A 21,168-nucleotide genomic window follows, 5' to 3' on the forward strand; every position below is an offset into this window, starting at 1 on the left:
GCTCCCGCGCCGGGACGCGCTGCGCTGCGTCGCGCGGGGCGCTGACGACCGCGGCCGTCGCCGCCCGGCGGGTGAGACGGGTCGGCGGCCGGCTGTGCCGGCGTCACGCGGGAAGCAGGACGACGTCCAGGCCGCGGCGGGGTGTGGGCGGCAGCTCGGCCGCGTGCGTCGCCGGCCAGCCGATCCTGATCAGCAGCTGCGGTGTGTCGGGGATGCGCAGGACCTCCTGCCGGACCGACTCCCGCGCGTGCGGCACCTCGATGCCCTGGCTGAGCGGTGTGGTGGCCAGGCCGGCCACGGTGGCCGCCAGCAGGACGGCGCTCGCGGCCTCGCCGGCGCGGAGCCGGTCGGTGACGGAGTCCTCCGCCGTGGCGACGACGACGAACTCGGCGGCGTCGTCCGGGACGGCGTGCGCAGGGACCTGGCGCGGCTGGGGTAGCCCGTAGCGGGGGAACGGGCGCAGTGGCCACGGACCCGGCAGCCCCGGAGGGGGAGCCGAGACGGAACCGGCGGAGATCCCGTCGCGGCTACCGGCGTAGCGGCGGCTCCACTGCTCCAGCTCGGCGGGGTACCCGCGAACGGTGGCCTGCTCCGCCGCGGCGTCCGCGAGGACCCTGGACAGCCGGTCGCGCATCGGGCCGTTCGCGACGTGCACCAGCAGCGCACCGTGGCGCAGCGCCTGCTCGATGAGGCGCTGCACAGCCGCGGCCGGGACCGGTCGATGGCTCATGCGCCGTCGATCGGTCCGCCGGGCCTTGACGGCGGGGAACAACCTGGCGTCCTCCGGATCGCCCGGACCCGGTCCGATCCGGATCCTGGCGAGGAGGTCGCGCTGCTCCGGGTCGGGCTGCCGGGCGACGCTCGCCGCGTACCCCGCTGCCGCCAGCGCCACCTGCAGGTGGTGCAGCGCCGCGCCGCACGACAGCACCAGGTCCCGTCCGTCCGGGTCGGTGGCGATCAGGTGGCGGTGCGGATCCGCGAACAGCTCGGCGCGCTCGCCCCGGATCCGCCAGCGCCACGGCTGCGTGTTGTGGACCGACGGCGCTCGCAACGCGTGCTCGACGGCGCGGACCAGATCCTGTTCGGTCGTCATCGCTCGGCGCCGGCGGGGACGAGCCCGTGCAGGGGCGCGGCGTGGTGGCCGGTGATCTCGATGCTCACGGTCCTTCCCTCTCGTCGACGAGCATGCGGAACTGGTCGGGCTGCTCGAGTGACACCGCGAGATCGGTCAGCCGGACCCGCAGGCCGCAGACCCGGGCGGATGCCGGGGCCTGGATCGTCATGCGCACCACGCCCCGGCACGACCCCTTGACCAGCCAGCGCCCCGCCCAGCCGTGCACTCCCCAGGACAGCACCGGCAGGCGCGAGCGGCGCACGTCGTGGACCGAGGTGCGGGGGATCCGCGCCCGGAACGCCGCAGGCGGCGAGACCGTCATGTCCGCACGTCGTTCGTGTCGGTGACCCGGTCGTCCCACCCGGAACCGCGGGGCACCAGCAGCACCGAGCACGGCGCGTGATGCAGGGCGCTGAGCGCCACCAGCCCCAACGCTCCATCGGTCCCCCTGCGCGGGCCGCCGAGCACGAGCAGGTCGGCGTCGAGGCGCTCGCCCACCACCTCGTGGGGTCGCGCACGCACGAGCCGGGCATCGACCTCCAACCCGGGCACCACCTGGCGGGCGTACTCCTCGGTCAGCGCGAGGACGGTCCGGCCGTGGTCGAGCGCGTCGGCCAACCCGACGCTCTTCTCCGCGAAGGAGGTCGGAACCGCATGGACGAGCTCGAGCCGGGCGTCGAGCGATGCGGCGCACTGCGCCGCCTCCGCGACGACGGGACCGTCCTCGGGCAGGCGTCGGACCGCGACGACGACCCGCCGCTGCGGGTGCGGCGTGTCCGGCTGGTGGACCAGCAGGATCGTCGATCCGTGCCGTGCCGCCCGCGCGGCGAGCTCCGACACCGCGGCAGCGGCGGGTTCGAGCTCGGGCACCGCGGCCGCGCAGACGGCACGTCCGGTGGACCGGGACCACGTCCGAACCCACTCCGGTTCCCGGCCCGAGGTGAGCACCGTGACCGGGCGTCCGGTGGGCCGCTGCTGCAGGGCGGGACCGCCGCGGCTGCCGGTCATCGACGGATCCGTTCGATCACGTCGGCGAGCGGGCGACGCGGCGTCGGCGGCAACGGCTCATGCGGTGCCCATCCGACCCGCAGGATCGCCTGGGGCGCGAGGTGACCGCCGAGCAGGTCGTCGCGGAGCGCCCGACGGGTCGACTCGACCTCGAGCGGCTGGGTGAGCGGGCAGGTCGCCAGACCGAGGTCGGTCGCGTGCAGGAGCATCGACGAGAGGGCTTCGCCGGCCCGCAGCTGCGAGAGCGGGTCGTCCGATGTCGTGCCCAGGACCATGAGGGCGGCACCGTCGCTGCCGGGGTCCTGGACGATGGTGCCGCCGGGGAACGGTCGGGCCAGTCCGTCGCCGGTCCCGGCCGGGTCGGCCAGCAGGTTCGCGGGCGGGATCCCGTCGTCGCCGGCCAGCCGGCCCGTCCACAGCGCGGTCTCGGTCGCGAAGCGATCGGTGAAGAGCTGCTCCTGCGCGGCTGCACGCACGGCTTCGACGACGGCCGTGCGCCCACCCGCCTCGTCGACCGGGCGGGCCACCACACCTTCGGCGGCCGCGCGAGCGGCGAGCTCTGCGAGGAAACCAGGGGGAACCGTCCAGTCGCCGTAGCGCCGGCGGTCCGTGCGCCGTCGGATGATCATCGCCGCGGCTCGGAGATCCGCGTCCGACGCCGGCCGCGTCCGCAGTACGAGGGCCGCGAGGAGGTCGGGAGCGTCCGGGTCGGGCATCCTGCGCACCGAGGCCGCGACGCCCGAGGCCGCGAGTGCCACACGGAGGTGGTGCAGCGCCGCGCCGCACGAGACGACCATGTCCCGACCGACCGCGTCGGTGGCCGGGAGCCACCGCCGCATGTCGGCGACGAGGTGCACCGTGCGCTCGTCATAGCGCCAGAGCCACGGCTGGCTGTTGTGCACCGAAGGGGCCCGCGACGCCAGCGCCAGCGCGCTGCGCACGGTCTGCTCGTCAACGCGGTCCTCGATCATGTCGCACCACTTCCGGGTCGGTGACGCCAGCAGCGTCCTCCGGTCCGTGCGTTCCGCGGCAGCGTCGGTCGACCCGACCGGTACGGGTCCACCGGCCCGCCGAAGCGGGCCCCGCGCACGTACCGGGGGACCCGCGCCCTCGGGAGATCGTCGACGCAGTCGATGACGGAGGTGGACCATGACCGCGCCCGAGCAGCGCGCAACCGACGGGGCCGTCGGCGGGCCGGGGAGGCCCGGCGACTGGCTCGTCGTCCCCGGGCCGCTCCACCAGCACGAATGGCGGTGGGGACGCATCCGCGAAGTGGTCTTCGTCGGGGGTGGCGCCGTGCGCTACGTCGTGCGGTGGGTGGGCGACGACGACGACTCGTTCGTCGTCCCGCCGCCCGGATCGCGGGTCGAGCCGGCGAGCCGCTGGCCGCACCCGGGCGGCGACGCCATCGGCGTCTGGCCACGGTGAGCCGGCAAGACCTCCACCCACGCGTCCTCGTCGGCATCGACGGCTCCGAGAGCGCGCTGGAGGCGCAGCCGACGCCGCCCGCCGCGCGGTGCCGCTCCACGATCAGCCCTCGTCGTCCGTCCCCTGCTGGACGTAGGTCTGGTCGCCCCAGGCGGCGCGGGCCCGTTCCGTGGCGCCTCCGCGCGGCGGATCCGTGGTGGTCGCCGTCGACGGTTCGCCTGCCGGGACGGCGTCCGATGCCGTGGTCGCGGACGGCGACCCGATCCGGCACTCCGGCCGAGTCCCTGACCGACGCGTCCGACCTGCTCGACGGGCTCAGTGCGTGCTCGGTGGGATGCCGTGGTGCACGGCGGTGGCGAACTGGACGCCTTGGAAGAGACCTTCAAGCCAACCGACCAGTTGGGCGTGGGCGATCCGCAGCTCGGCGTCCGACACCGCGACGCCCACGCGCAGGTACTGCGCGACGGTGCCGAGTTCCGTCCGCAGCGCGGCCGGGAGAGCGGCCTCCAACTCGGCGACCGCGCGGGCGAGCGTCGCCAGGAGGCGGGCACGGCCGGCATCGTCGAGGGGATGTGCGTGCAGCTCGTCGAGCTCACCCTTGATCATGCTGCCCAGCCGCAGCAGCTTGGCGGGGTCGGCGACCTGCGCCGACTCGTCGGGAACGGGTGCGGTGATCATCACCAGCCCAAGGTTAGGAACGCCGCGACGCGTGCGGCAGGGTCGCAGGACCCGCAGGTCAGGGCCGTCCGGGCATGGGTAACCGAGCATCGTCGCAGAGACTCGTCGGCGACCAACGGCTCGCGACACGCGAGCCCACACCGAGAGCGTGCCCGTTGCGCGTGGTGAACGCTGCGGAGGGGCACGACGGGTACACGCCGATCGGCCGTGACGGCCCCGAGCATCGTGGATGCGGCGTCGACGTGGCGGCGTCGGAGCCGGCCGGTCTGATCGGCCCTCTGCGTCGCAGTGCCGGGGGAAGCAACGCCGCTTGTCCTCGCCGACCACGCGATCGTCGGCCGGCGGCGGGGGACGCACGCTAGCCGACGGCGCTCGGCACCGATCCGATCGTGCCGACCGCACGGTAGGCCGAGAAGGCGTCCTGGAGGTCGGACCCGAACAAGCACAGCGCCTCGCCGTCGCCCGCGATCAGCAGCCGCCCCCCGCGCGAGCGGAGCGTCGCGCCGACGGGGCCCAGCATCCGGGTCACCTCGCCGGCGCCGGCCGCTCCCTCGAGATCCACGATGACGTGCACTGCGCCCGTCGTCACGAGCGCGCGGACGAGTTCCGCGACCGTTGCCGCCGCTTCGGAGCCGATCGGACCGCGCACCGTGAGGGCGACCTCGTGGGCGCGGCCCAGTGCGATGTCGATGTCGAGTGGGGACGTGACGGCGCGGGCGTCCGATGAGCCGCGGGGCGGCCTGGCGACACTGCAGGACATGGGCACCTCGAGGGAGCGGCGGGTCTGCGGACACGAGCGACGTCGAGGATGGCGACGCGCCACCGCTCGCTGCAGCTGCCGACGGCCCGGACGGATGGGGCCATTGGTCCCGAGATGCGCGGCGATGAGATCGACGACCTATCCGGTAGGCCGGTGACGGTTCGTCTCGGCGGCTGTCCCGAGGCCCGACGACCGGGACCCTCGCACCTCCGACGGATGACCTTCGCCCCGGCCGGATGAGGTCGTTGTCCGCGAGCGCGGGCGGGTGCCGGTCGAGGACGGTGAAGGCGTTCGACGACACACCGTGAAGGGACATGTCATGACGCTCGCATCACCGGCCCGCTCCCAGCAGGCGACTCCTGCGCCCAGCGAGACCTCGGCGCCGGCGCGGGGAGCGGCCGCGGCCCTCGCGGTCCTGCGCATCTCGACCGGCTTCGTGTTCCTGTGGGCGTTCGTCGACAAGACCTTCGGCCTCGGCTACGCCACCCCGACGGCGAAGGCCTGGATCAACGGCGGCTCGCCGACCAAGGGCTTCCTGAGCTCGGTCGACGTCGGCCCCTTCCAGGCGACGTTCCACGCGATGGCCGGCACCTGGTGGGCGGACGGGCTGTTCATGCTCGGCCTGCTCGGTGTCGGGGTCGCGCTGATCGCCGGTGTCGCCCTGCGGGCCGCGGCCGTCGCCGGGGCGCTGCTGATGGTGCTGATGTGGCTCGCGGAGTTCCCGCTCGCCCAGCAGGCCGCGGACGGCTCGGCCAGCGGGTCGACCAACCCGCTCGTCGACTACCACATCATCTACGCGATCGTCCTGGTCGCACTGGCGTTCACCCACGCCGGCGACACGTGGGGACTGGGCCGGGTCTGGGCCCGCCTGCCCTTCATCGCCCGGCACCGCTGGACCCTGTGACGCGGCCCGTCGGGCCGTGTTTCACCAGCCGTCCCGCGGCCGCGCCGGCCACCACCGGCTCGGCCGCTCGCCGTTGCTCGGGCAAGAGCAGGGCCGAGAGCAGGTTCGCCCGGTCTCCCAGCGCGCTGCCGCGCGCGTCCGAGAGGGGACCGCGGGGCTGAGTCTGAGGTCCCCGTGTCAGGGGCGCAGTGCCGTGCCGTTCCGTGGTCTCGGCGCGCAGGATCGGTCGGAGCAGACACCGGGTTGTGGAGGACGATGTGAAGGCGCTCACCCGCAGGATCGCGGGGGCCGTGGCCGACGGGTTGGGGCGGGGGACCGAGGTCCGCGTGCCTGACGTCGGCGGTCCCACGCACGCGTCGACCGGTCAGGCGACCAGCCGCGCGGGGTTCGGGCGGCGATGGGTGGTGCGGGTGACCGCGGGTGAGGTCCTCGGGTTCACCGCACCCGCTGCCGTCGGGGCCGCACTCGCGACCGCGCCGGCCGCCGTCGAGGTGCCCGCGCTCGTCGCGGCGGGACTGGTGGAGGGCGCTCTGCTCGGCTCGGCGCAGGCGTCGGTACTGCGTCGGGCGCTCCCGGCGCTGCGAACCGGGCAGTTCGTCCTGGCCACCGCGTTGGCGGCCGCCACGGCCTACGCGATCGCGATGCTGCCCGTCATGCTGGGGGATCGGCTGTCCGCGCTCCCGGTGGTGGTGCTGGCCGCGGGCGGCGCCGTGCTGGGCGCGGTGCTGCTCGCGAGCATCGGCACCGCGCAGTGGCTCGTCCTGCGGCCGGTGGCACCGCGATCGGTGTTCTGGATCCCGGCCACCGCGGCGGCGTGGGTGGTCGCGCTCGGCGCGTTCCTCGCCGTCTCGACACCCCTGTGGCAGCCGGGACAGCCGTTCGCGCTCACCGCCGCGATCGGCGTGCTCGCAGGGCTGGTGATGGCGGTGACCGTCGCCGTGGTGACCCTGCCGGCCGCACTGCGGCTCACCCGAGGCGGGACCTGGTCGGACGAGACGATCGGGGCCTGACCTGATCGTCCTGGCGGACGTTCCTCCGAGCGCTTGCCGGGCAGTGCGTTCCACGACCCGGATCTGAATTTGCGAAATTTAGCAAGTCGTTGTCCAATGTCGTGGAGGTGTCGCGGCGACCCCGGGTAGCGCGGAGTCGACCTCGTGCCGACCCGTGCTGGCCTCAGGTGGTCCGCCACGCCGGAGTCACGATCGCCGGGTTCGCTGAGCCTGGGCGCGACCGATGAGACGGAGGCGTCCTGTGGTGTACGCGCGGGTCAACACCATCTTCGGGCGGCGCGACACGATCGCGGCGGGGGTCGCGCGCGTGGAGGGAACGGATCGCGCAGCAGTGGAGGCGTCCCGCGGGAACCGCGGCCTGACCACCCTGATGGACGGCGACGCCGGCGTCATCGTCGCGCTGTCCTACTGGATGGATCCGCTGCACTCCTCGGCGCCCAACCTCACCAGGGTTCGAGAGCGCATCGCGGCAGCGGCCCGCGGTGCTCTGGTTGCCGAGACCTACGCGGTCGCCTGGCAGGAGCCTGGTCCCGCACCGGCATGGCCCGGTGCCGCAGTGCGGATCGACCGCCTCCAGACCGATCCCGTCGCCGAGGTCGCCGGGCACGATCTCCTGCGCGCACACGTGAGGCAGGAAGCCGGCGGCGACAGCGGATTCTGCGGCGCGGAGGTCATGGTCGACCGCGGCAACGGCGCTGCGCTGCTGATCACGACGTGGACCGCCGGCGCGGCGCAGCGTGCGGACGCCGTCGTCGCGCAACTGTGCGACGGGGCAGCGGGGGCCGGCATCACGCTGCGGAGGACCGAGACCTATGTGCTGGTCCGCGGCTGCGCCCCGATCCGCGCGCCGCGCTGAACGCCGAACCGGCCGGCAGCAGGTTCCGCGGTCCTGTCGTCGGACGGCTGGGATGCTCCCGCGCTTTCATCAGCCCGGCAGCACGAGCGCCTTGATGACGGCAGGATCGCGGCGGCCGGCCGTGAGTGCAGCGGGCACCTCGGCGAGGGGGTATCGAGCGGAGACGAGGCTGTCGAGGTCGACCTGGCCGTTGGCGACCAGCGAGAGAGCGGTCGGCCAGGTGTTGGCGTAGCGGAACGTGCCGGTGATGGTGAGTTCGCGTTCCTGGATCAGGGAGACCGGCATCGGCATCCCGGTCGCTCCCATGCCGACGATGACGGCGGTGCCGGCTGGTCGCAGGCTGTGCAGCGCCAGTGTGGTGGCGTCGCTGTTGCCAGAGCATTCGAGGAGGACGTCGTACGTGCCGGGGATGGTGTCGGTCGCGGCGAGGTTCACGGTGCGGGTCGCGCCGCAGTCGCGGGCCATGTCGAGGCGGCGTCGGTTGACGTCGACGGCGGTGACGGTGGCGCCGGACGCGCGGGCGACCTGCGTCGCGAGGAGGCCGATCGGGCCGGCGCCGGTGACCAGGACCCGGCTGCCTGCTGCGATGCCGCCTCTGCGGCACGCCCATACGCCGACCGACAGCGGCTCGAGCAGCGCGCCGGCCTCGTCGCTGACGCCGTCGGGCAGCGGGTGGGCGAACGCGTGGTGGATCGTGACGTACTCGGCGAAGGCCCCGTCGATGGGTGGGGTGGCGAAGAAGCGCATCGCGGCGCACAGGTTGTAGCGGCCTGCGCGGCACTGCTCGCAGGTCAGATCGGGGACGCCCGGCTCGATCGCCACCCGCTGACCGACCCGGCGGGCATCGACGTCCGCGCCGACCGCCGTGATCCGGCCGGCGGCCTCGTGCCCCAGGACGAGTGGCCCGGTGACCACGAAGTCCCCGATCCGTCCGTGCTCGAAGTAGTGGGTGTCGGAGCCGCAGACACCGACGGCGCTGATGCGCACCAGCACCTCCTGCGGCCCTGGTTGCGGCACAGGTCGGTGCTCGACGGTGATCTCGCCGATGGCGCGCAGCACGCTGGCTCGCATCGTCGCGTTCATGCTCTCTCCAGTGGGGCGGAGGATGGTGGGGGCGCGTCACTCACCGGTGACAGCACCGAGGGACAGCCCGGTGACCAGGTGCCGACGGACGGCGAGGCCGGCGATCAGCATGGGCGCGGCGACCACGACGCCGAGCGCGCTGAGCACGCCCCAGTCGATCCCGGACTGGGTGACCAGGGCACCGGCGGCGAGCGGAAGGGTGGAGCTTCGTGGCCCGCCGAGCGCGGAGGCGAAGGCGTAGTCGTTCCAGCTGAAGACCGCGCAGAGGACGGCAGTGGTGACGATGCCCGGTCGCGCGATCGGGACGGCGATCGAGGTGAACGTCCGTTGCTTTGAGCAGCCGTCGAGCGTCGCGGCCTCCGTGACCGAGGCCGGGACCTGGCGGAAGAAGGCGGTCATCAGCCAGATTGCGAACGGCAGGTTGAAGCTGAGGTGCGCGATGATCAGCCCGGTCGTCGAGTTGACCAGGCCGACGGTGCGGAACATCAGGAACAGCGGGACGATCACCGCGGCGATGGGGGCCATCCGGGTGGAGAGGATCCAGAACGCGACGCCCTGGGTGTGCCGCGAGCGCCAGTGTGCGAGCCCGTAGCCGGCCAGCGTGCCCAGCACGACCGCGACCGCCGTCGACACGCCGGTGACGATCAGGCTGTTGAGCAGGAACGTCGCGGCCTGGTTGGCCCCGGAGAACAGCTGCGCGAAGCTGTCCAGGGTCGGGGTGAACGGCGCGAGGAGGTCGGTGGTGCGGATCGCGGACTGCGGCTTGATCGAGGTGATCACCATCCAGGCGATCGGCACCACCGACCACAGCGCGATGAGCACGGCCAGGACGAGAACGATCGCCGACGATCGGCGTCGCCGGGACATCCGGGCCTTCATCGCCCGCCTCCGTAGGTCGCGCCGTCGCGGTCAGCGAAGGCGCGCAGGAACAGCCGCGCCAGCACGATGGACGAGATCAGCATCATCAGGGCGAGGACGGCGGCCTTGCCCATCTGGTTGTTGAACCTGAACGCGAGCTCGTAGAGCTTCAGCGGCACGGTCTTGGTGCTGTCGGCCGGGCCGCCGTTGGTGGTGGCGGTGATGATGTCGAAGAAGCGGATCGCGTCCATGCAGCGCACGAGCAGCGCGACGATGATGACGGCGCGCATCTGCGGCAGCGTGACGCTCCACAGGGTGCGGAGGAATCCGGCGCCGTCCACGGCTGCCGCCTCCGCGGTCGAGGCGGGCACCGAGACCAGGCCGGCCAGCAGGATCAGCGCGATCAACGGCGTCCACTGCCACACGTCGATGGCGATCACCGTCGGCAGCGCGGTGCCGGGCGACGCCAGCAGGTCCTGATCGAGGCCGAGCAGCTGCAGCAGGCGCGCGTAGAGCCCGATGGTGGAGTCGAACAGGAACCGCCCCAGCAGTCCGACCATCACCGGAGCCAGGAACATCGGCAGCAGCACCAGGGCGAGCACGAGCGAGCGGGCCCGCACGAGATGGTGCAGGACCACCGCGACGACCAGGCCGGCGACCATCTCCAGGGAGATGATCGCGGCGAGGTGGATCGCGGATCGACCCCACGCGGCCCAGATCGAGGAATCGGTCAGGACGGCCTGCCAGTTGGCGAGCCCGGCGAACTGCAGGCTGACGCGGCCGAGCGTGCTGACCTTCGAGACGCTCATGGCGATCAGCACCACGAACGGCACGATCGAGAGCGCCGCGAGCACCATCAGCGCAGGGAGCATGGCAGCGAACTCGAACGTGCCGAACCCGTGCGGCAGCCTGGGCCGGGAGGCGGGTCGGGGGCGTCGCGACGGTGGTCGGCCCGCCGGCGCCGATCCCGTCGATCTCGGCCGGACACGGGCGATGACGCTCACTGCATGACCCTGGTCATCTGGTCCTGGATGGCGGCCATGGTGGCGGCGGGGTCGCCGTTGCGGGTCAGCATCGTCGACAGCTCGGTGAAGATGATGGTGTCGAGCTCGACCCATTGCGCGACCTTGGGCCGCAGCCCGATGTTCTCCGGCTGCCACGCCGTCGTGACGGCGCGGGCGGTGCGCATGTTCGGGTAGGCCGACGGACTGGCGGACTCCTGTGCCCGCACGTCGGGGAGCTTGTAGACCGAGAGGCGGGTGGGAGTGCCACCACCGACGGTGGAGGCCAGCGAGCTGAGCTGGGTCTGCGGCGAGGTTGCCCAGTTCACGAACAGCCAGGCGGCGCCGAGTTCGGCGTCCTTCGCGTTCGCGTTGATCCCGATCCCGGTGCCGCCGTAGATGTTGGCCCGGCGCGCCGGTCCGGCCGGGAGCGGTGCGTAGCCGACCTTGCCGGGGAACGCCTTCTCCTCACCGGCAGCGAACTCGTGCCAGTTCGCGCACATGGCGATCTCGCCCGCGGTGAACGCGTCGCCGAGCCCGGTCCAGTCCCACGTCACCGACGACGGGTGGGCCACGGAGATCAGCTTCTTGTAGAACGTCGCCGCCGCGACCGCCTGCGGGGAGTTGACCGTCACCGGACCGGGATCGGTCGACCCGAGCAACCCGACCTCCTGCCCCTTGGCGAAGTAGTCACCCCCGAACGCCCACAGGACGTTGGAGAAGTCGCACTGCAGGGAGTCGTGCTGCTTGGCCTGCGCCCCGACGCCGTAGCGCACGTCGGCCTTCGCGTTGTCGTTGAACCACTGGGCGACCGCGAGGTACTGGTCCCAGGTGAACGCGTCCGGGACGGGATCGAAGCCGAGATCGCGCTGCATCCGCGCGCGGTACTTCTCGAACAGGTCCACCCGGTAGTGCAGGATCATCGTCGGCGCGTCGTAGGGGAGGGCGTACACCTTGGCCGGGTCCAGGAAGCGGCCCGCCGCGGCCAGTTGGGTGGGGATGAAGTCGGCGAGGCCGCCCTCGACCGGCGGGTAGCTGTCGCTGTCGATGAACGGCTGCAGATCGAGCAGGCCGTCCGCGAGCGGAGCCAGCACCTGGTACGGATCGGCGTAGATCACGTGGTTCTGCGCCGAACCGGAGGAGAAGTCGAGCTTGCACTTCTCCACCACCTTGTCCAGCTCCATCTGCTGGATGTTCACCGTGATGCCGGTCAGGTCCTTGAACGGCCCGAGGTCGGCCGCGATCGCGGCCGAAGGTGCGGTGTTCTCGGAGATGAAGTTGATCGTCGTGCCGCTGAACTGCTTCCACGGGTTACCCCCTCCGGCGGACCCGGTCGGGGTCGACGTGGGCGCCGAGCACGCCGGCATCGCCGCGAGGGCGGCCACGGAACCGCCAAGGGCCAGGAACCGCCGTCTGGAGACGTGAAGAGAACCGGTCACAGCAGATCACCTCGTTGTCCTGCGTGTCTTGGGAACGCGAAAGGTAGGCGCGAACTGCGGCGTGACCTAGCGCCTCAGACGGCCAGAACCGATACTCTTTTGCGTCTCGGGCCGGATCCGTGTGGGAGGACGTGCGCGCGATGGACCTGCGTGACGCCGCCCGCGGTTACCTCGGGCAAGAGGCGAGCCGCGAACTGATCGAGCTCGACGCCGGAGCGTCGCTGCGCTGGTACGTCCACGGCTGGCCCGACCCGGTCGCGCGCTGGAACTACCACCCGGAGTACGAGCTGCACCTGCTCCAGCACGGGAGCGGCCGCTACATCGTGGGCGACAACATCGGTCCCTACGAACCCGGCCAGCTCGTTCTCGTCGGCCCGAACCTCCCGCATCACTGGATCAGTGACGAGCCGGCCGGTACCCGCATCCCGCAGCGCGACGTCGTCCTGCAGTTCCACCCCGACACGATGACCGAGTGGCAGCGGGTCATCCCGGAGATGCGGGAGGTGAACCCGCTGCTCAGAGCGGCTGCCCGCGGCCTGGAGTTCAGCGGTGGGTCGGGGCGCCGCGCCACGGCCGCCCTGCTCGACATGGGCGGGGTCAGCGGGATGGACCGCATCCAGCAACTCCTGCGGGTCCTGCGGCTGCTCAGCGACGGCCTCGAGGAGGCGCGCCCGCTGGCCACTCCAGGAGTCACGACCACCCAGGACCCCTCAGCCCCGGACATCGTCGAGACCGTGCTTCGCGAGATCTACGTCAACCTCGACGCCGAGGTGCGCCTCGACGCGATCGCGCGCAGCGTCGGGCTGTCCCCGTCCGGCCTGTCGCGCTACTTCACCCGGGCCACCGGGCAGACGCTGCGCGACACCATCCGGCGGCTGCGGCTCGTCCGGGCCTGCCAGCTGCTCGACAGCACCGACAAGCCGGTCACCCGCGTGGCGGTGGAGAGCGGCTATCGCAACCTGTCCAACTTCAACCGCCAGTTCCTGCAGGAGATGGGGACCACCCCGCGCGCCTACCGACAACGGGAGAAGCCGCTCGCCTGACATCGTTCCCGGTTCCGGTTCGTCCCTCGACCCCAGGACGGCTGGAGGCCGGGCGCTCGCCCGGCACGCGCGACGACGACCAGCGTGGGCAGACTGCCGCGGGTGCGCTCGGCCGCTCCAGACTGCTCGTCGAGCACGGGCTCAGCGCACCCGTGACGGCAGACCCAACAACGGCTCCGAGTGGCCGGCCGTGCTGCCGCCCGGACACCGAGCGGCTGGGCGCAGCTGTGCGGCGGGCGACCGCTGGACTTGTTCACGGCCGCGAACGCCGACCCGGGGGCGGTCACGTACGAGCAGTGGAGCTCGACCACCAGGAACGTCCCGTCAGCAGCGGTCGGTTCCAGGGTGCCGGTCCGCCGGCCTCCCCTGATCGCCCGAGGGGGCGGCCGTGCCCTGCACGAAACCGGGCCGGAACGGCCGCGGCGATGCCCGGTGAGCAGGGCATGCGGTCAGCGGGGCTCGGCCGGCGGGTCGGGCGTTGCGGCCAGGGCGCGTTGCGACCATGCCACGTCGTGCCACCCGCCCAGCTTCCAGCCGACGTTGCGGAAGGTGCCGACCGGCGCGAAGCCGAGAGCCGCGTGCAGGCCCACGCTCGCGTCATTCGGCAGTGTCATCCCTGCCACCGCGGTCCGGTAGCCGCGCTCGGTGAGCCGCTCGAACAGAGCCTCGTACAGCGCGCGCCCTCCACCGGTGCGCCGACGGCCGAGTTCCAGGTAGATGCTGACCTCGCAGGACCACCGGTACGCCGCGCGCGCCTTCATCGGCCTCGCGTACGCGTACCCGACCACGCGGCCGTCCGACTCGAGCACCAGCCAGGCGTGGGACTGCTCGGCATGGGCGATCCGCTGCGCCATCTCGGCCGGCGTCGGTGGCTCGGTCTCGAACGTGATCGCGGTGTCGGTGACGTACGGCGCGTAGATCGCGGCGCAGGCGTCGGCGTCCCGCTCTGTCGCGGCTCTGATCACCATCGTGCTCTGCATGTCACGATAGTAGGCACAACTGCTTCTATAGTGGCAAGCATGGATGACCCGCTCTCCGCCTCGCTCGCGGCCGCCGTCCAGCAGGCCCGGGTCGCTCTCGGGCTGTCGGTGAACGCGCTGGCGGAACGCTCCGGCGTGTCGCGCGCCATGATCGGCAAGATCGAACGCGGCGAGGCCCAACCCACCGCGGTGCTGCTCGGCCGCCTCTCGGGCGCGCTCGGCATGACCTTGTCCGAGCTGGTCGCGCGAGCTGAGGAGGACTCCGGCGATCTGCTCCGCCGCTTCGCCGACCAGCCGGTCTGGACCGATCCGGCGACCGGGTACCGCCGGCGCGCGGTCTCGCCCGCCACCGACGGGCCGCTCGAGCTGGTCGAGGTCGAGCTACCGCCCGGGGCGTCGGTGTCGTACCCGGCCGACGCCTACCACTTCAAGCACCAGCAGATCTGGATCCTGTCCGGCAGCCTGCGCTTCCACGAGGGTTCGCTCGTGCACGACCTGGCCGTCGGCGACTGCCTCCAGCTCGGCCCGCCGTCGGCCACCACCTTCGAGAACCCCGCCACGACGTCCTGCCGCTACCTGGTCGCCCTCGTCAAGGGTCGTGGTTGAACGGCGCCCGAGCTTCCCCACATCTCTTCGTCGCCTGTCGCTGAAGGCTTGACGAGTCAGTCTTATTGCGCAACTCTACTGGTCAATGCCCCAGCGACGTGGAGGATGGCCGGCGATGGAGTGGACGGGCGCTCGCTATGCGGACAAGCCGACGGTCGAGGTGCGCACCTGGATCGACGCCCCGCCCGAGCGCGTCTGGGCGCTGGTGTCCGACGTCGAGCTGATGCCGAGCATGAGCGCTGAGCTCTGCGAGGTGGAGTGGCTCGACGGGGCGAGCGAACCGGCCGTCGGCGCGCGGTTCGTCGGGCGCAGCAAGCACGAGGCCCTGGGTGAGTGGGCCACCACCTCACACGTGATCGAGTACGACCCGCCGCGCGTGTTCGCGTGGGCGGTCGTCGACCCGGACGATCCCACCGCGATCTGGCGGTTCCGGCTCACACCGTCCGAGGGTGGGACGGAGCTGTCGCAGTGGATGCAGATGGGCCCTGCGCGGTCGGGCCTGTCGTTCGCGATCGATCGGATGCCGGAGAAGGAGCAGAAGATCGTGTTCGTGCGGATGCGGGAGTTCGAGCAGAACATCACCCGCACGCTGGAGCACATCAAGAAGCTGGCAGAGGCCTGATGCGCACCGCGACCACGATCGAGGCCTCCGCCGGCGACGCGTGGGGCGACCACGTCGACTTCGTGGTGGAGGCGGAGAAGCTCGGCCTCGACATCTGCTGGGTCGCGGAGGCGTGGGGCTCGGACGGCCCGTCGGCGCTGGGGTACTACGCGGCCAAGACGGACCGGATGCTCCTGGGGTCCGGGATCATGCAGGTCGGCACCCGCACCCCGGTCGCCGTCGCGCAGACGGCGATCACCTTGTCGAACCTGTCAGACGGGCGGTTCCTGCTCGGGCTCGGCGCCTCCGGGCCGCAGGTGATCGAGGGCCTGCACGGGACGCCGTTCGCGCGGCCACTGGTGCGGACGCGGGAGACGGTGGAGATCGTGCGCCGGGTGCTGGAGGGCGGGAAGATCGCCTACTCCGGCTCCGAGTTCCGGATCCCACTGCCGGGCGGCGACGCGAAGCCGATGCGCCTGTCGATGCAGGCGCACCACCCGATCCCGATCTACCTGGCCACGCTCTCGCCGGCGATGCTGCGCCTGACGGGCGAGGTCGCCGACGGCTGGCTGGGCACCAGCTTCGTGCCGGAGGGCGCGGCCGACGCGTACTTCCGGCACCTGGACGAGGGCCTGGCCCGCAGCGGACGGGCCCGGGCCGACCTGGACGTGTGCCAGGGCGCGGAGGTGGCGTTCGCGCCCGACGAGGACGCCCTGCGCCAGATGGTGGCCGGCCGGAAGAAGGAGCTGGCGTTCAGCCTCGGCGGCATGGGCTCCGCGTCGACGAACTTCTACAACCAGGCCTACAGCCGGCAGGGCTGGGCCGAGGTCGCGGCGCAGGTGCGCGAGCGGTGGCAGGCCGGGGACCGCGACGGTGCCGCCGACCTGGTGACCGACGAGATGGTGCTGGGCACCACGCTGATCGGCACCGAACCCATGGTGCGCGAACGGCTGCGCGTGTGGCGCGCCGCCGGGGTCGACACCGTCCGCCTGTACCCGGCCGGCGACACCCTCGACGCGCGGCTGTCCACCCTGGCCAGGGCGATCGACATCGTCCGCGAGATCGGAGCCTCTGCGTGAGCGAGTGGCACAAGACCGCCTGCAACCTCTGCTACGTCAACTGCGCGCTCGAGGTGCAGACCGACGGGCGCGCGATCACCCGCGTCCGTGGCGACAAGCAGAACCCGCGCACGGCCGGCTACCTGTGCCAGAAGCCGCAGCGGCTGACCTGGTACGGCAACCACGACGACCGGCTCACCACACCGCTGCGCCGGCGCGCCGACGGCACGCACGAGCCGATCAGCTGGGAGACGGCGCTGACCGAGCTCGCGGCTCGGCTGCGCGCGGTCCGGGACGCGGACCTCGCCGCCGGCCGGCCGGGGTCGTTCGCCTACGTCGGCGGTGGTGGCCAGGGCAACCACTCCGGCGGCGGCTACGGGCACGCGCTCCTGCGGTGGATGAACTCCACCCGCTTCTTCGGTGCGCTCTCGCAGGAGAAGACCGGCGACTTCTGGGTCAACGGGAAGCTCTACGGCGGGCAGACCTGTCACACCTCCGAAGGGGTCGAGGAGTGCGACCTGCTGGTCGTGATCGGCTGCAACCCCTGGCTCGCCAACGGGTTCAACCGCGCCCGCAACGTCGTGAACACGATCAAGAACGACCCCGACCGGAAGATGATCGTGCTCGATCCGCGGCGCACGGAGACCGCGGCCGTCGCGGACGTGCACCTGGCGCTGCGGCCGGGCACCGACGCCTACCTGCTGGGCGCCGTGCTCGCGCTGATCGTCGAGCGCCGGGGCGTGGACGAGCAGTTCCTCGACGCCCACACCGAGGGGTTCGAGCAGGTCGCCGCGGCGCTGCGGAAGGTCCCGGTCGACGCGTGGATCGCGCACGCAGAGGTCGACCGCGCCGACGTCGAGCGGGCGGTCGAGGAGATCCTCGCGGCGCGGGCGATGACCGTCCGCGTCGAGCTGGGGATCCAGCAGGGCCGCAACTCCACGCTCAACAGCTACCTGGAGAAGCTGCTGTACCTGGTCACGGGGCACTTCGGCCGGCCCGGCACCAACGCGCTGCACTCGTGGCTGGTGCCGCTGTGGGGCGAGTCGCGCGGCCAGCGCTCGGAGATCACGGGGTTCGAGTACATCGGCGGGCTGCTGCCGCTCAACACCCTCGCCGAGGAGATCCTCGCCGATCACCCGCACCGGGCCCGGGTGCTCTGGGTGGAGTCGTCCAACCCGGCCAACACGGCGGCCGACACCGCGCTGACCGAACGGGCCATCAGCGAGTGCGAGCTGTCGGTGGTGATCGACATCGCCTACACCGAGACCGCCGCGCTGGCCGACTACGTGCTCCCGGCCGCGTCGCAGTTCGAGAAGTGGGAGTGGACGTTCTTCGACTTCGAGTGGCCGACCAACTACTTCCATCTGCGCCGGCCGGTGTTCGACCCGCTGCCCGGCACGCTGGTGGAGGCGGAGATCTACGCACGGCTGTTCGACGAGCTCGGCGTGCTGCCCGACCAGGAGACGCTCGACCGGCTCACGGAGGTCGCCCGGGACGACCGCGCGAACCTGCTTAAGCACGCCGGCCCGCTGCTGCAGGACGACCCGGCGATCGCGCCGACGCTGCTCTACCGCACCCTCGGGCGCACGTTGCCCGACGGCGCAGCGTCCGCGGCCATCCTGTGGCCGGGCTGCCACACCGCGGCGCGGAAGATGACGGTGCCCGTGCAGCGGGCGCTGGGCACCGACCTGACCGGCGCGGCCCTCGGCGAGGCGCTGTTCGACCGGCTGCTGTCGAGCCCCAGCGGGTTCGCCTTCAGCGAGCACACCTACGACGAGGTGTGGACCCTCGTGCGCAACGAGCGCATCCAGCTCGCCGTGCCCGAGCTGCTCGACTGGCTGGGCAACCTGGATCCCGAGCGGGACGGCGTCGAGCCTGACTACCCGCTGTCGCTGGTCAACGGGCAGCGCCGCAGCCACAACGCCAACCAGATCATGCGCGCGCCCGGGTGGCGCAAGACCGACCCCGACGGCGCCTTGCGGGTGCGCACCGAGGACCTCGCCGCGATCGGGGCCGCCGACGGCGAGTGGGTCGCGGTCGTCACGCGGACCGGGCGGATCGTCGTCCGGTCGGAGATCGACGACAGCCTCCGCCGCGGCCAGGTGGCGCTGCCCCACGGCTTCGGGATGTCGGTTCCCGACGGTCGCGGTGGCCGCGTGACCCATGGCCCGCGGATCAACCTGATCACTGATGCCGCCGACCGCGACCCGATCGCCGGCACCCCCCACCACAAGGACGTGCCCGTCCGGCTGGAACGCGCGACCGCCGTCGAGGGCGTGAGCGCCGAGCGGGACCGCGACCGCGTCCGGCAGCTGATCGACCACGGGAGCAGGACATGAGAGATGCCGTCATCGTCGACGCGGTGCGCACGCCGGTCGGGAAGGGCAAGCCGGGCGGTGCGCTGTCCGCCCTGCACCCCGTCGACCTGCACGCGCACGCCATCCGGTCGCTCGTCGAGCGCACCGGGATCGACCCGTCCCTCGTGGACGACGTGATCAGCGGCGCGGTCGGGCAGGTCGGCGAGCAGAGCGGCAACACCGCCCGGTGGGCGGCGCTCGCGGCCGGCCTGCCGGAGTCGGTGCCGGGGGTGACCGTGGACCGGCAGTGCGGGAGCAGCCAGCAGGCGGTCCACTTCGCCGCCCAGGGCGTCATCGCCGGGGCCTACGACGTGGTGATCGCCTCGGGCGTCGAGTCGATGAGCCGGGTGCCGATGGGCAGCCAGTTCGCCGGGCAGGACCCGTTCGGCGCCGGCGTCGCGGGCCGCTACCCCGAGGGGCTCGTGCCGCAGGGCATCAGCGCCGAGCTCATCGCGCAGCGCTGGGGCTTCTCCCGCGCCCAGCTGGACACCTTCGCCGCCGAGAGCCACCGGCGCGCCGCGCCCGCGTGGGACGAGGGCCGGTTCGCCGGCGAGGTGGCGCCGGTGAAGGTCCCTGTCGACGGGACGCTCGTCGAGGTCACCCGCGACGAGTCGGTCCGGCCGACGACCACGGTCGACGTGCTCGCCGGCCTGCGGCCCGCCTTCCGGGCCGACGCGTGGGAGCAGCGCTTCCCGGAGCTGGAGTGGCGGATCACGGCCGGCAACTCCTCGCCCGTCAACGACGGGGCGGCCGCGCTGCTGATCACCAGCGGTGAGACCGCGGCCCGGCTGGGCCTGCGCCCGCGGGCCCGGCTGCACAGCTTCGCCGTGGCCGGCGACGACCCGCTCCTCATGCTGACCGGTGTCATCCCCGCGACCCGCAAGGTGCTCGACCGCGCCGGGCTCGACCTCGCCGACATCGACGCGTTCGAGGTGAACGAGGCGTTCGCCAGCGTGGTGCTGGCCTGGCAGGCCGAGACCGGGGCGGACCTGGGCAAGGTCAACGTCCACGGCGGGGCCACCGCGATCGGGCACCCGCTCGGGGCGAGCGGGGCGCGGCTCATAACGACCCTGCTGTCGGTGCTCGAGCAGCACGGCGGCCGGTTCGGGCTGCAGACCATGTGCGAGGCCGGCGGGCTGGCCAACGCCACGATCATCGAACGCCTCTGATGGCGTTCCGCGCCGAGGTGCGGGCGTTCGTCGCCGACCTCGTCCCGCCCGGCTGGACCGGCATCGGCGCCCTGCCCGAGGACGATGCCGCCGCCTTCCGCACGCGCGCCCGGGCCGCGCTGGCCGAGCGGGGCTGGGTGGCGCCGATGTGGCCGCGGGAGTTCGGCGGCGCCGGGCTCGGGCCGGCCGAGCTGATCGTGCTCGTCGAGGAGCTGACCGGGGCGGGGATCCCGTTCGGTTCCGACAGCGACGCGTTCGGGATCAGCATGCTCGGCAACACGATGCGCCGGTGGGCGGACGCGGCGCTGCTGCGCCGCTTCCTGCCCCGGATCGTGTCCGGCGAGTACGTCTTCGCGCAGGGCTTCTCCGAGCCGGGGGCCGGGTCCGACCTGGCCGCGCTCGCGCTGCGCGCCGAGCGCGACGGCGACGAGTGGGTGCTCCACGGCCAGAAGCTCTGGTCGTCGGGAGCGCACAAGGCGAACTGGATGTTCGTCCTCGCCCGGACGAACCGGGACGCGCCCGCCCATCGCGGCATCAGCATGCTGCTCGTCCCGCTCGACCAGCCCGGCGTCGACGTCCGGCCGATCCGCAACATCACCGGCGAGACCGACTTCAACGAGGTCTTCTTCGACGGCGCGCGGACCGACGCCGGGCTCGTCGTCGGGGAGGTCGACCGCGGCTGGGCGGTCGCGATGACGCTGCTCGGCTTCGAGCGCGGGGAGACGGCGATCCACGCCCCGATCCGGTTCCGCAACGAGCTGGACCGGCTCGTCGCGCTGGTCCGCGAGCGCGGCCTCGACACCGATCCCGACGTGCGCCGCAGGCTCGCCTGGTGCCACGTGCAGGTCGAACAGTTGCGCTGCCACGGCCGGCGCACCGCCGCCACCCTGCTCGCCGGCTCCGAGCCGGGTCCGGAGGCGGCGCCGTTCAAGCTGCTCTGGAGCGAGTACCACCGGCTCGTCACGGAGCTGGCCCTCGACGTCCTCGGCCTCGACGCGCTCGCGCCCACCGGGCGTGTGTCGCCCAACTGGTACCAGACCGACGACCCGGGCGCGCCGAACTCGTCGGCGTCGTGGACCTCGGTCTACCTCAACGCCCGCGCCGGGACGATCTACGCGGGCTCGTCCCAGGTCCAGCGCACCATCGTCGGCGAGCTCCTGCTCGGACTGCCGAAAGAACCTCGTCCCACGGTCTGACCGCCCCATCGTTTCAGCG

At 72.6% G+C, this 21,168-nt stretch carries 22 protein-coding genes; 11 read left to right on the forward strand and 11 right to left on the reverse strand.

The genetic code is table 11. The annotated features are described in order from the left end of the window. Positions 1-103: 103 nt before the first annotated feature. From ACQEVB_RS24455 to ACQEVB_RS24470, 4 genes are all read right to left on the reverse strand, one after another. A complete protein-coding gene (locus tag ACQEVB_RS24455; protein ID WP_432975359.1) occupies positions 104-1,093 on the reverse strand; it encodes an Acg family FMN-binding oxidoreductase in 990 nt (329 codons plus the stop codon). A 64-nt stretch (positions 1,094-1,157) separates the two neighbouring features. Further along, on the reverse strand, positions 1,158-1,436 hold the full coding sequence (locus ACQEVB_RS24460) for a hypothetical protein (protein ID WP_432975362.1): 279 nt from the start codon (positions 1,434-1,436) through the stop codon (positions 1,158-1,160). Beyond that, the gene (locus tag ACQEVB_RS24465; protein WP_432975365.1) at positions 1,433-2,122 is read right to left on the reverse strand and encodes a universal stress protein; all 690 of its coding nucleotides are present in this window, start codon (positions 2,120-2,122) and stop codon (positions 1,433-1,435) included. The genes ACQEVB_RS24460 and ACQEVB_RS24465 overlap by 4 nt, the downstream gene beginning before the upstream one ends. Then, entirely contained in the window at positions 2,119-3,093 is a 975-nt protein-coding gene (locus ACQEVB_RS24470) for an Acg family FMN-binding oxidoreductase (RefSeq protein ID WP_432975368.1), read from the reverse strand. Before ACQEVB_RS24470 ends, ACQEVB_RS24465 begins: the two co-directional genes overlap by 4 nt. A 178-nt stretch (positions 3,094-3,271) precedes the next feature. On the opposite strand from ACQEVB_RS24470, the gene ACQEVB_RS24475 reads away from it, so the two are divergent. Further along, positions 3,272-3,550 (forward strand): DUF1918 domain-containing protein, encoded by a 279-nt coding sequence (locus ACQEVB_RS24475; protein ID WP_432975371.1) that lies wholly within the window; start codon positions 3,272-3,274, stop codon positions 3,548-3,550. Positions 3,551-3,865: 315 nt separating this feature from the next. Here ACQEVB_RS24475 and ACQEVB_RS24480 read toward each other — a convergent pair whose 3' ends face one another. Together ACQEVB_RS24480 and ACQEVB_RS24485 are read right to left on the reverse strand one after the other, a co-directional pair. Then, a complete protein-coding gene (locus ACQEVB_RS24480) occupies positions 3,866-4,228 on the reverse strand; it encodes a proteasome activator (protein WP_432980537.1) in 363 nt (120 codons plus the stop codon). 358 nt (positions 4,229-4,586) lie between these two features. Continuing rightward, positions 4,587-4,988, reverse strand: a complete 402-nt coding sequence (locus ACQEVB_RS24485; protein ID WP_432975374.1) for a hypothetical protein — start codon at positions 4,986-4,988, stop codon at positions 4,587-4,589. 319 nt (positions 4,989-5,307) lie between these two features. Between ACQEVB_RS24485 and ACQEVB_RS24490 the strand changes: the two genes are divergently transcribed. The 3 genes from ACQEVB_RS24490 (at position 5,308) to ACQEVB_RS24500 (ending at position 7,758) form a co-directional block, all read left to right on the forward strand. Next, positions 5,308-5,892, forward strand: a complete 585-nt coding sequence (locus ACQEVB_RS24490) for a hypothetical protein (RefSeq protein WP_432975377.1) — start codon at positions 5,308-5,310, stop codon at positions 5,890-5,892. Between the two features lie 245 nt (positions 5,893-6,137). After that, on the forward strand, positions 6,138-6,902 hold the full coding sequence (locus ACQEVB_RS24495) for a hypothetical protein (RefSeq protein WP_432975380.1): 765 nt from the start codon (positions 6,138-6,140) through the stop codon (positions 6,900-6,902). 241 nt (positions 6,903-7,143) lie between these two features. Beyond that, positions 7,144-7,758: a hypothetical protein gene (locus tag ACQEVB_RS24500; protein ID WP_432975383.1), complete on the forward strand. Its 615-nt coding sequence runs from the start codon at positions 7,144-7,146 to the stop codon at positions 7,756-7,758. Positions 7,759-7,827: 69 nt separating this feature from the next. On the opposite strand, the gene ACQEVB_RS24505 is transcribed toward ACQEVB_RS24500, so the two are convergent. The 4 genes from ACQEVB_RS24505 to ACQEVB_RS24520 form a co-directional block, all read right to left on the reverse strand. Continuing rightward, on the reverse strand, positions 7,828-8,841 hold the full coding sequence (locus ACQEVB_RS24505; RefSeq protein ID WP_432975386.1) for an NAD(P)-dependent alcohol dehydrogenase: 1,014 nt from the start codon (positions 8,839-8,841) through the stop codon (positions 7,828-7,830). A 36-nt stretch (positions 8,842-8,877) separates the two neighbouring features. Next, positions 8,878-9,720 (reverse strand): carbohydrate ABC transporter permease, encoded by an 843-nt coding sequence (locus ACQEVB_RS24510; protein WP_432975389.1) that lies wholly within the window; start codon positions 9,718-9,720, stop codon positions 8,878-8,880. Next, on the reverse strand, positions 9,717-10,571 hold the full coding sequence (locus ACQEVB_RS24515) for a carbohydrate ABC transporter permease (protein ID WP_432975392.1): 855 nt from the start codon (positions 10,569-10,571) through the stop codon (positions 9,717-9,719). The genes ACQEVB_RS24510 and ACQEVB_RS24515 overlap by 4 nt, the downstream gene beginning before the upstream one ends. A 128-nt stretch (positions 10,572-10,699) precedes the next feature. Further along, complete coding sequence (locus ACQEVB_RS24520; protein ID WP_432975395.1) at positions 10,700-12,139, reverse strand: ABC transporter substrate-binding protein; 1,440 nt, start codon at positions 12,137-12,139, stop codon at positions 10,700-10,702. Positions 12,140-12,279: 140 nt separating this feature from the next. Between ACQEVB_RS24520 and ACQEVB_RS24525 the strand changes: the two genes are divergently transcribed. Then, on the forward strand, positions 12,280-13,182 hold the full coding sequence (locus ACQEVB_RS24525) for an AraC family transcriptional regulator (RefSeq protein WP_432975398.1): 903 nt from the start codon (positions 12,280-12,282) through the stop codon (positions 13,180-13,182). A 449-nt stretch (positions 13,183-13,631) separates the two neighbouring features. On the opposite strand, the gene ACQEVB_RS24530 is transcribed toward ACQEVB_RS24525, so the two are convergent. Further along, positions 13,632-14,162, reverse strand: coding sequence for an arsinothricin resistance N-acetyltransferase ArsN1 family B (locus ACQEVB_RS24530; RefSeq protein WP_432975401.1), 531 nt, complete (start codon positions 14,160-14,162; stop codon positions 13,632-13,634). Positions 14,163-14,201: 39 nt separating this feature from the next. Between ACQEVB_RS24530 and ACQEVB_RS24535 the strand changes: the two genes are divergently transcribed. From ACQEVB_RS24535 to ACQEVB_RS24560, 6 genes are all read left to right on the forward strand, one after another. After that, the gene (locus ACQEVB_RS24535) at positions 14,202-14,768 is read left to right on the forward strand and encodes a helix-turn-helix domain-containing protein (RefSeq protein WP_432975404.1); all 567 of its coding nucleotides are present in this window, start codon (positions 14,202-14,204) and stop codon (positions 14,766-14,768) included. Positions 14,769-14,883: 115 nt separating this feature from the next. After that, positions 14,884-15,390: an SRPBCC family protein gene (locus ACQEVB_RS24540; protein WP_432975407.1), complete on the forward strand. Its 507-nt coding sequence runs from the start codon at positions 14,884-14,886 to the stop codon at positions 15,388-15,390. Next, positions 15,390-16,448 (forward strand): LLM class flavin-dependent oxidoreductase, encoded by a 1,059-nt coding sequence (locus ACQEVB_RS24545; RefSeq protein ID WP_432975410.1) that lies wholly within the window; start codon positions 15,390-15,392, stop codon positions 16,446-16,448. Before ACQEVB_RS24540 ends, ACQEVB_RS24545 begins: the two co-directional genes overlap by 1 nt. Then, positions 16,445-18,766, forward strand: coding sequence for a molybdopterin-dependent oxidoreductase (locus ACQEVB_RS24550; protein ID WP_432975413.1), 2,322 nt, complete (start codon positions 16,445-16,447; stop codon positions 18,764-18,766). The genes ACQEVB_RS24545 and ACQEVB_RS24550 overlap by 4 nt, the downstream gene beginning before the upstream one ends. Next, positions 18,763-19,953, forward strand: coding sequence for a thiolase family protein (locus ACQEVB_RS24555; protein WP_432975416.1), 1,191 nt, complete (start codon positions 18,763-18,765; stop codon positions 19,951-19,953). The genes ACQEVB_RS24550 and ACQEVB_RS24555 overlap by 4 nt, the downstream gene beginning before the upstream one ends. Beyond that, on the forward strand, positions 19,953-21,149 hold the full coding sequence (locus ACQEVB_RS24560; RefSeq protein WP_432975418.1) for an acyl-CoA dehydrogenase family protein: 1,197 nt from the start codon (positions 19,953-19,955) through the stop codon (positions 21,147-21,149). Before ACQEVB_RS24555 ends, ACQEVB_RS24560 begins: the two co-directional genes overlap by 1 nt. Positions 21,150-21,168: the final 19 nt, after the last annotated feature.

The organism is Pseudonocardia sp. CA-107938 (assembly GCF_050936315.1).
Lineage (GTDB): Bacteria > Actinomycetota > Actinomycetes > Mycobacteriales > Pseudonocardiaceae > Pseudonocardia.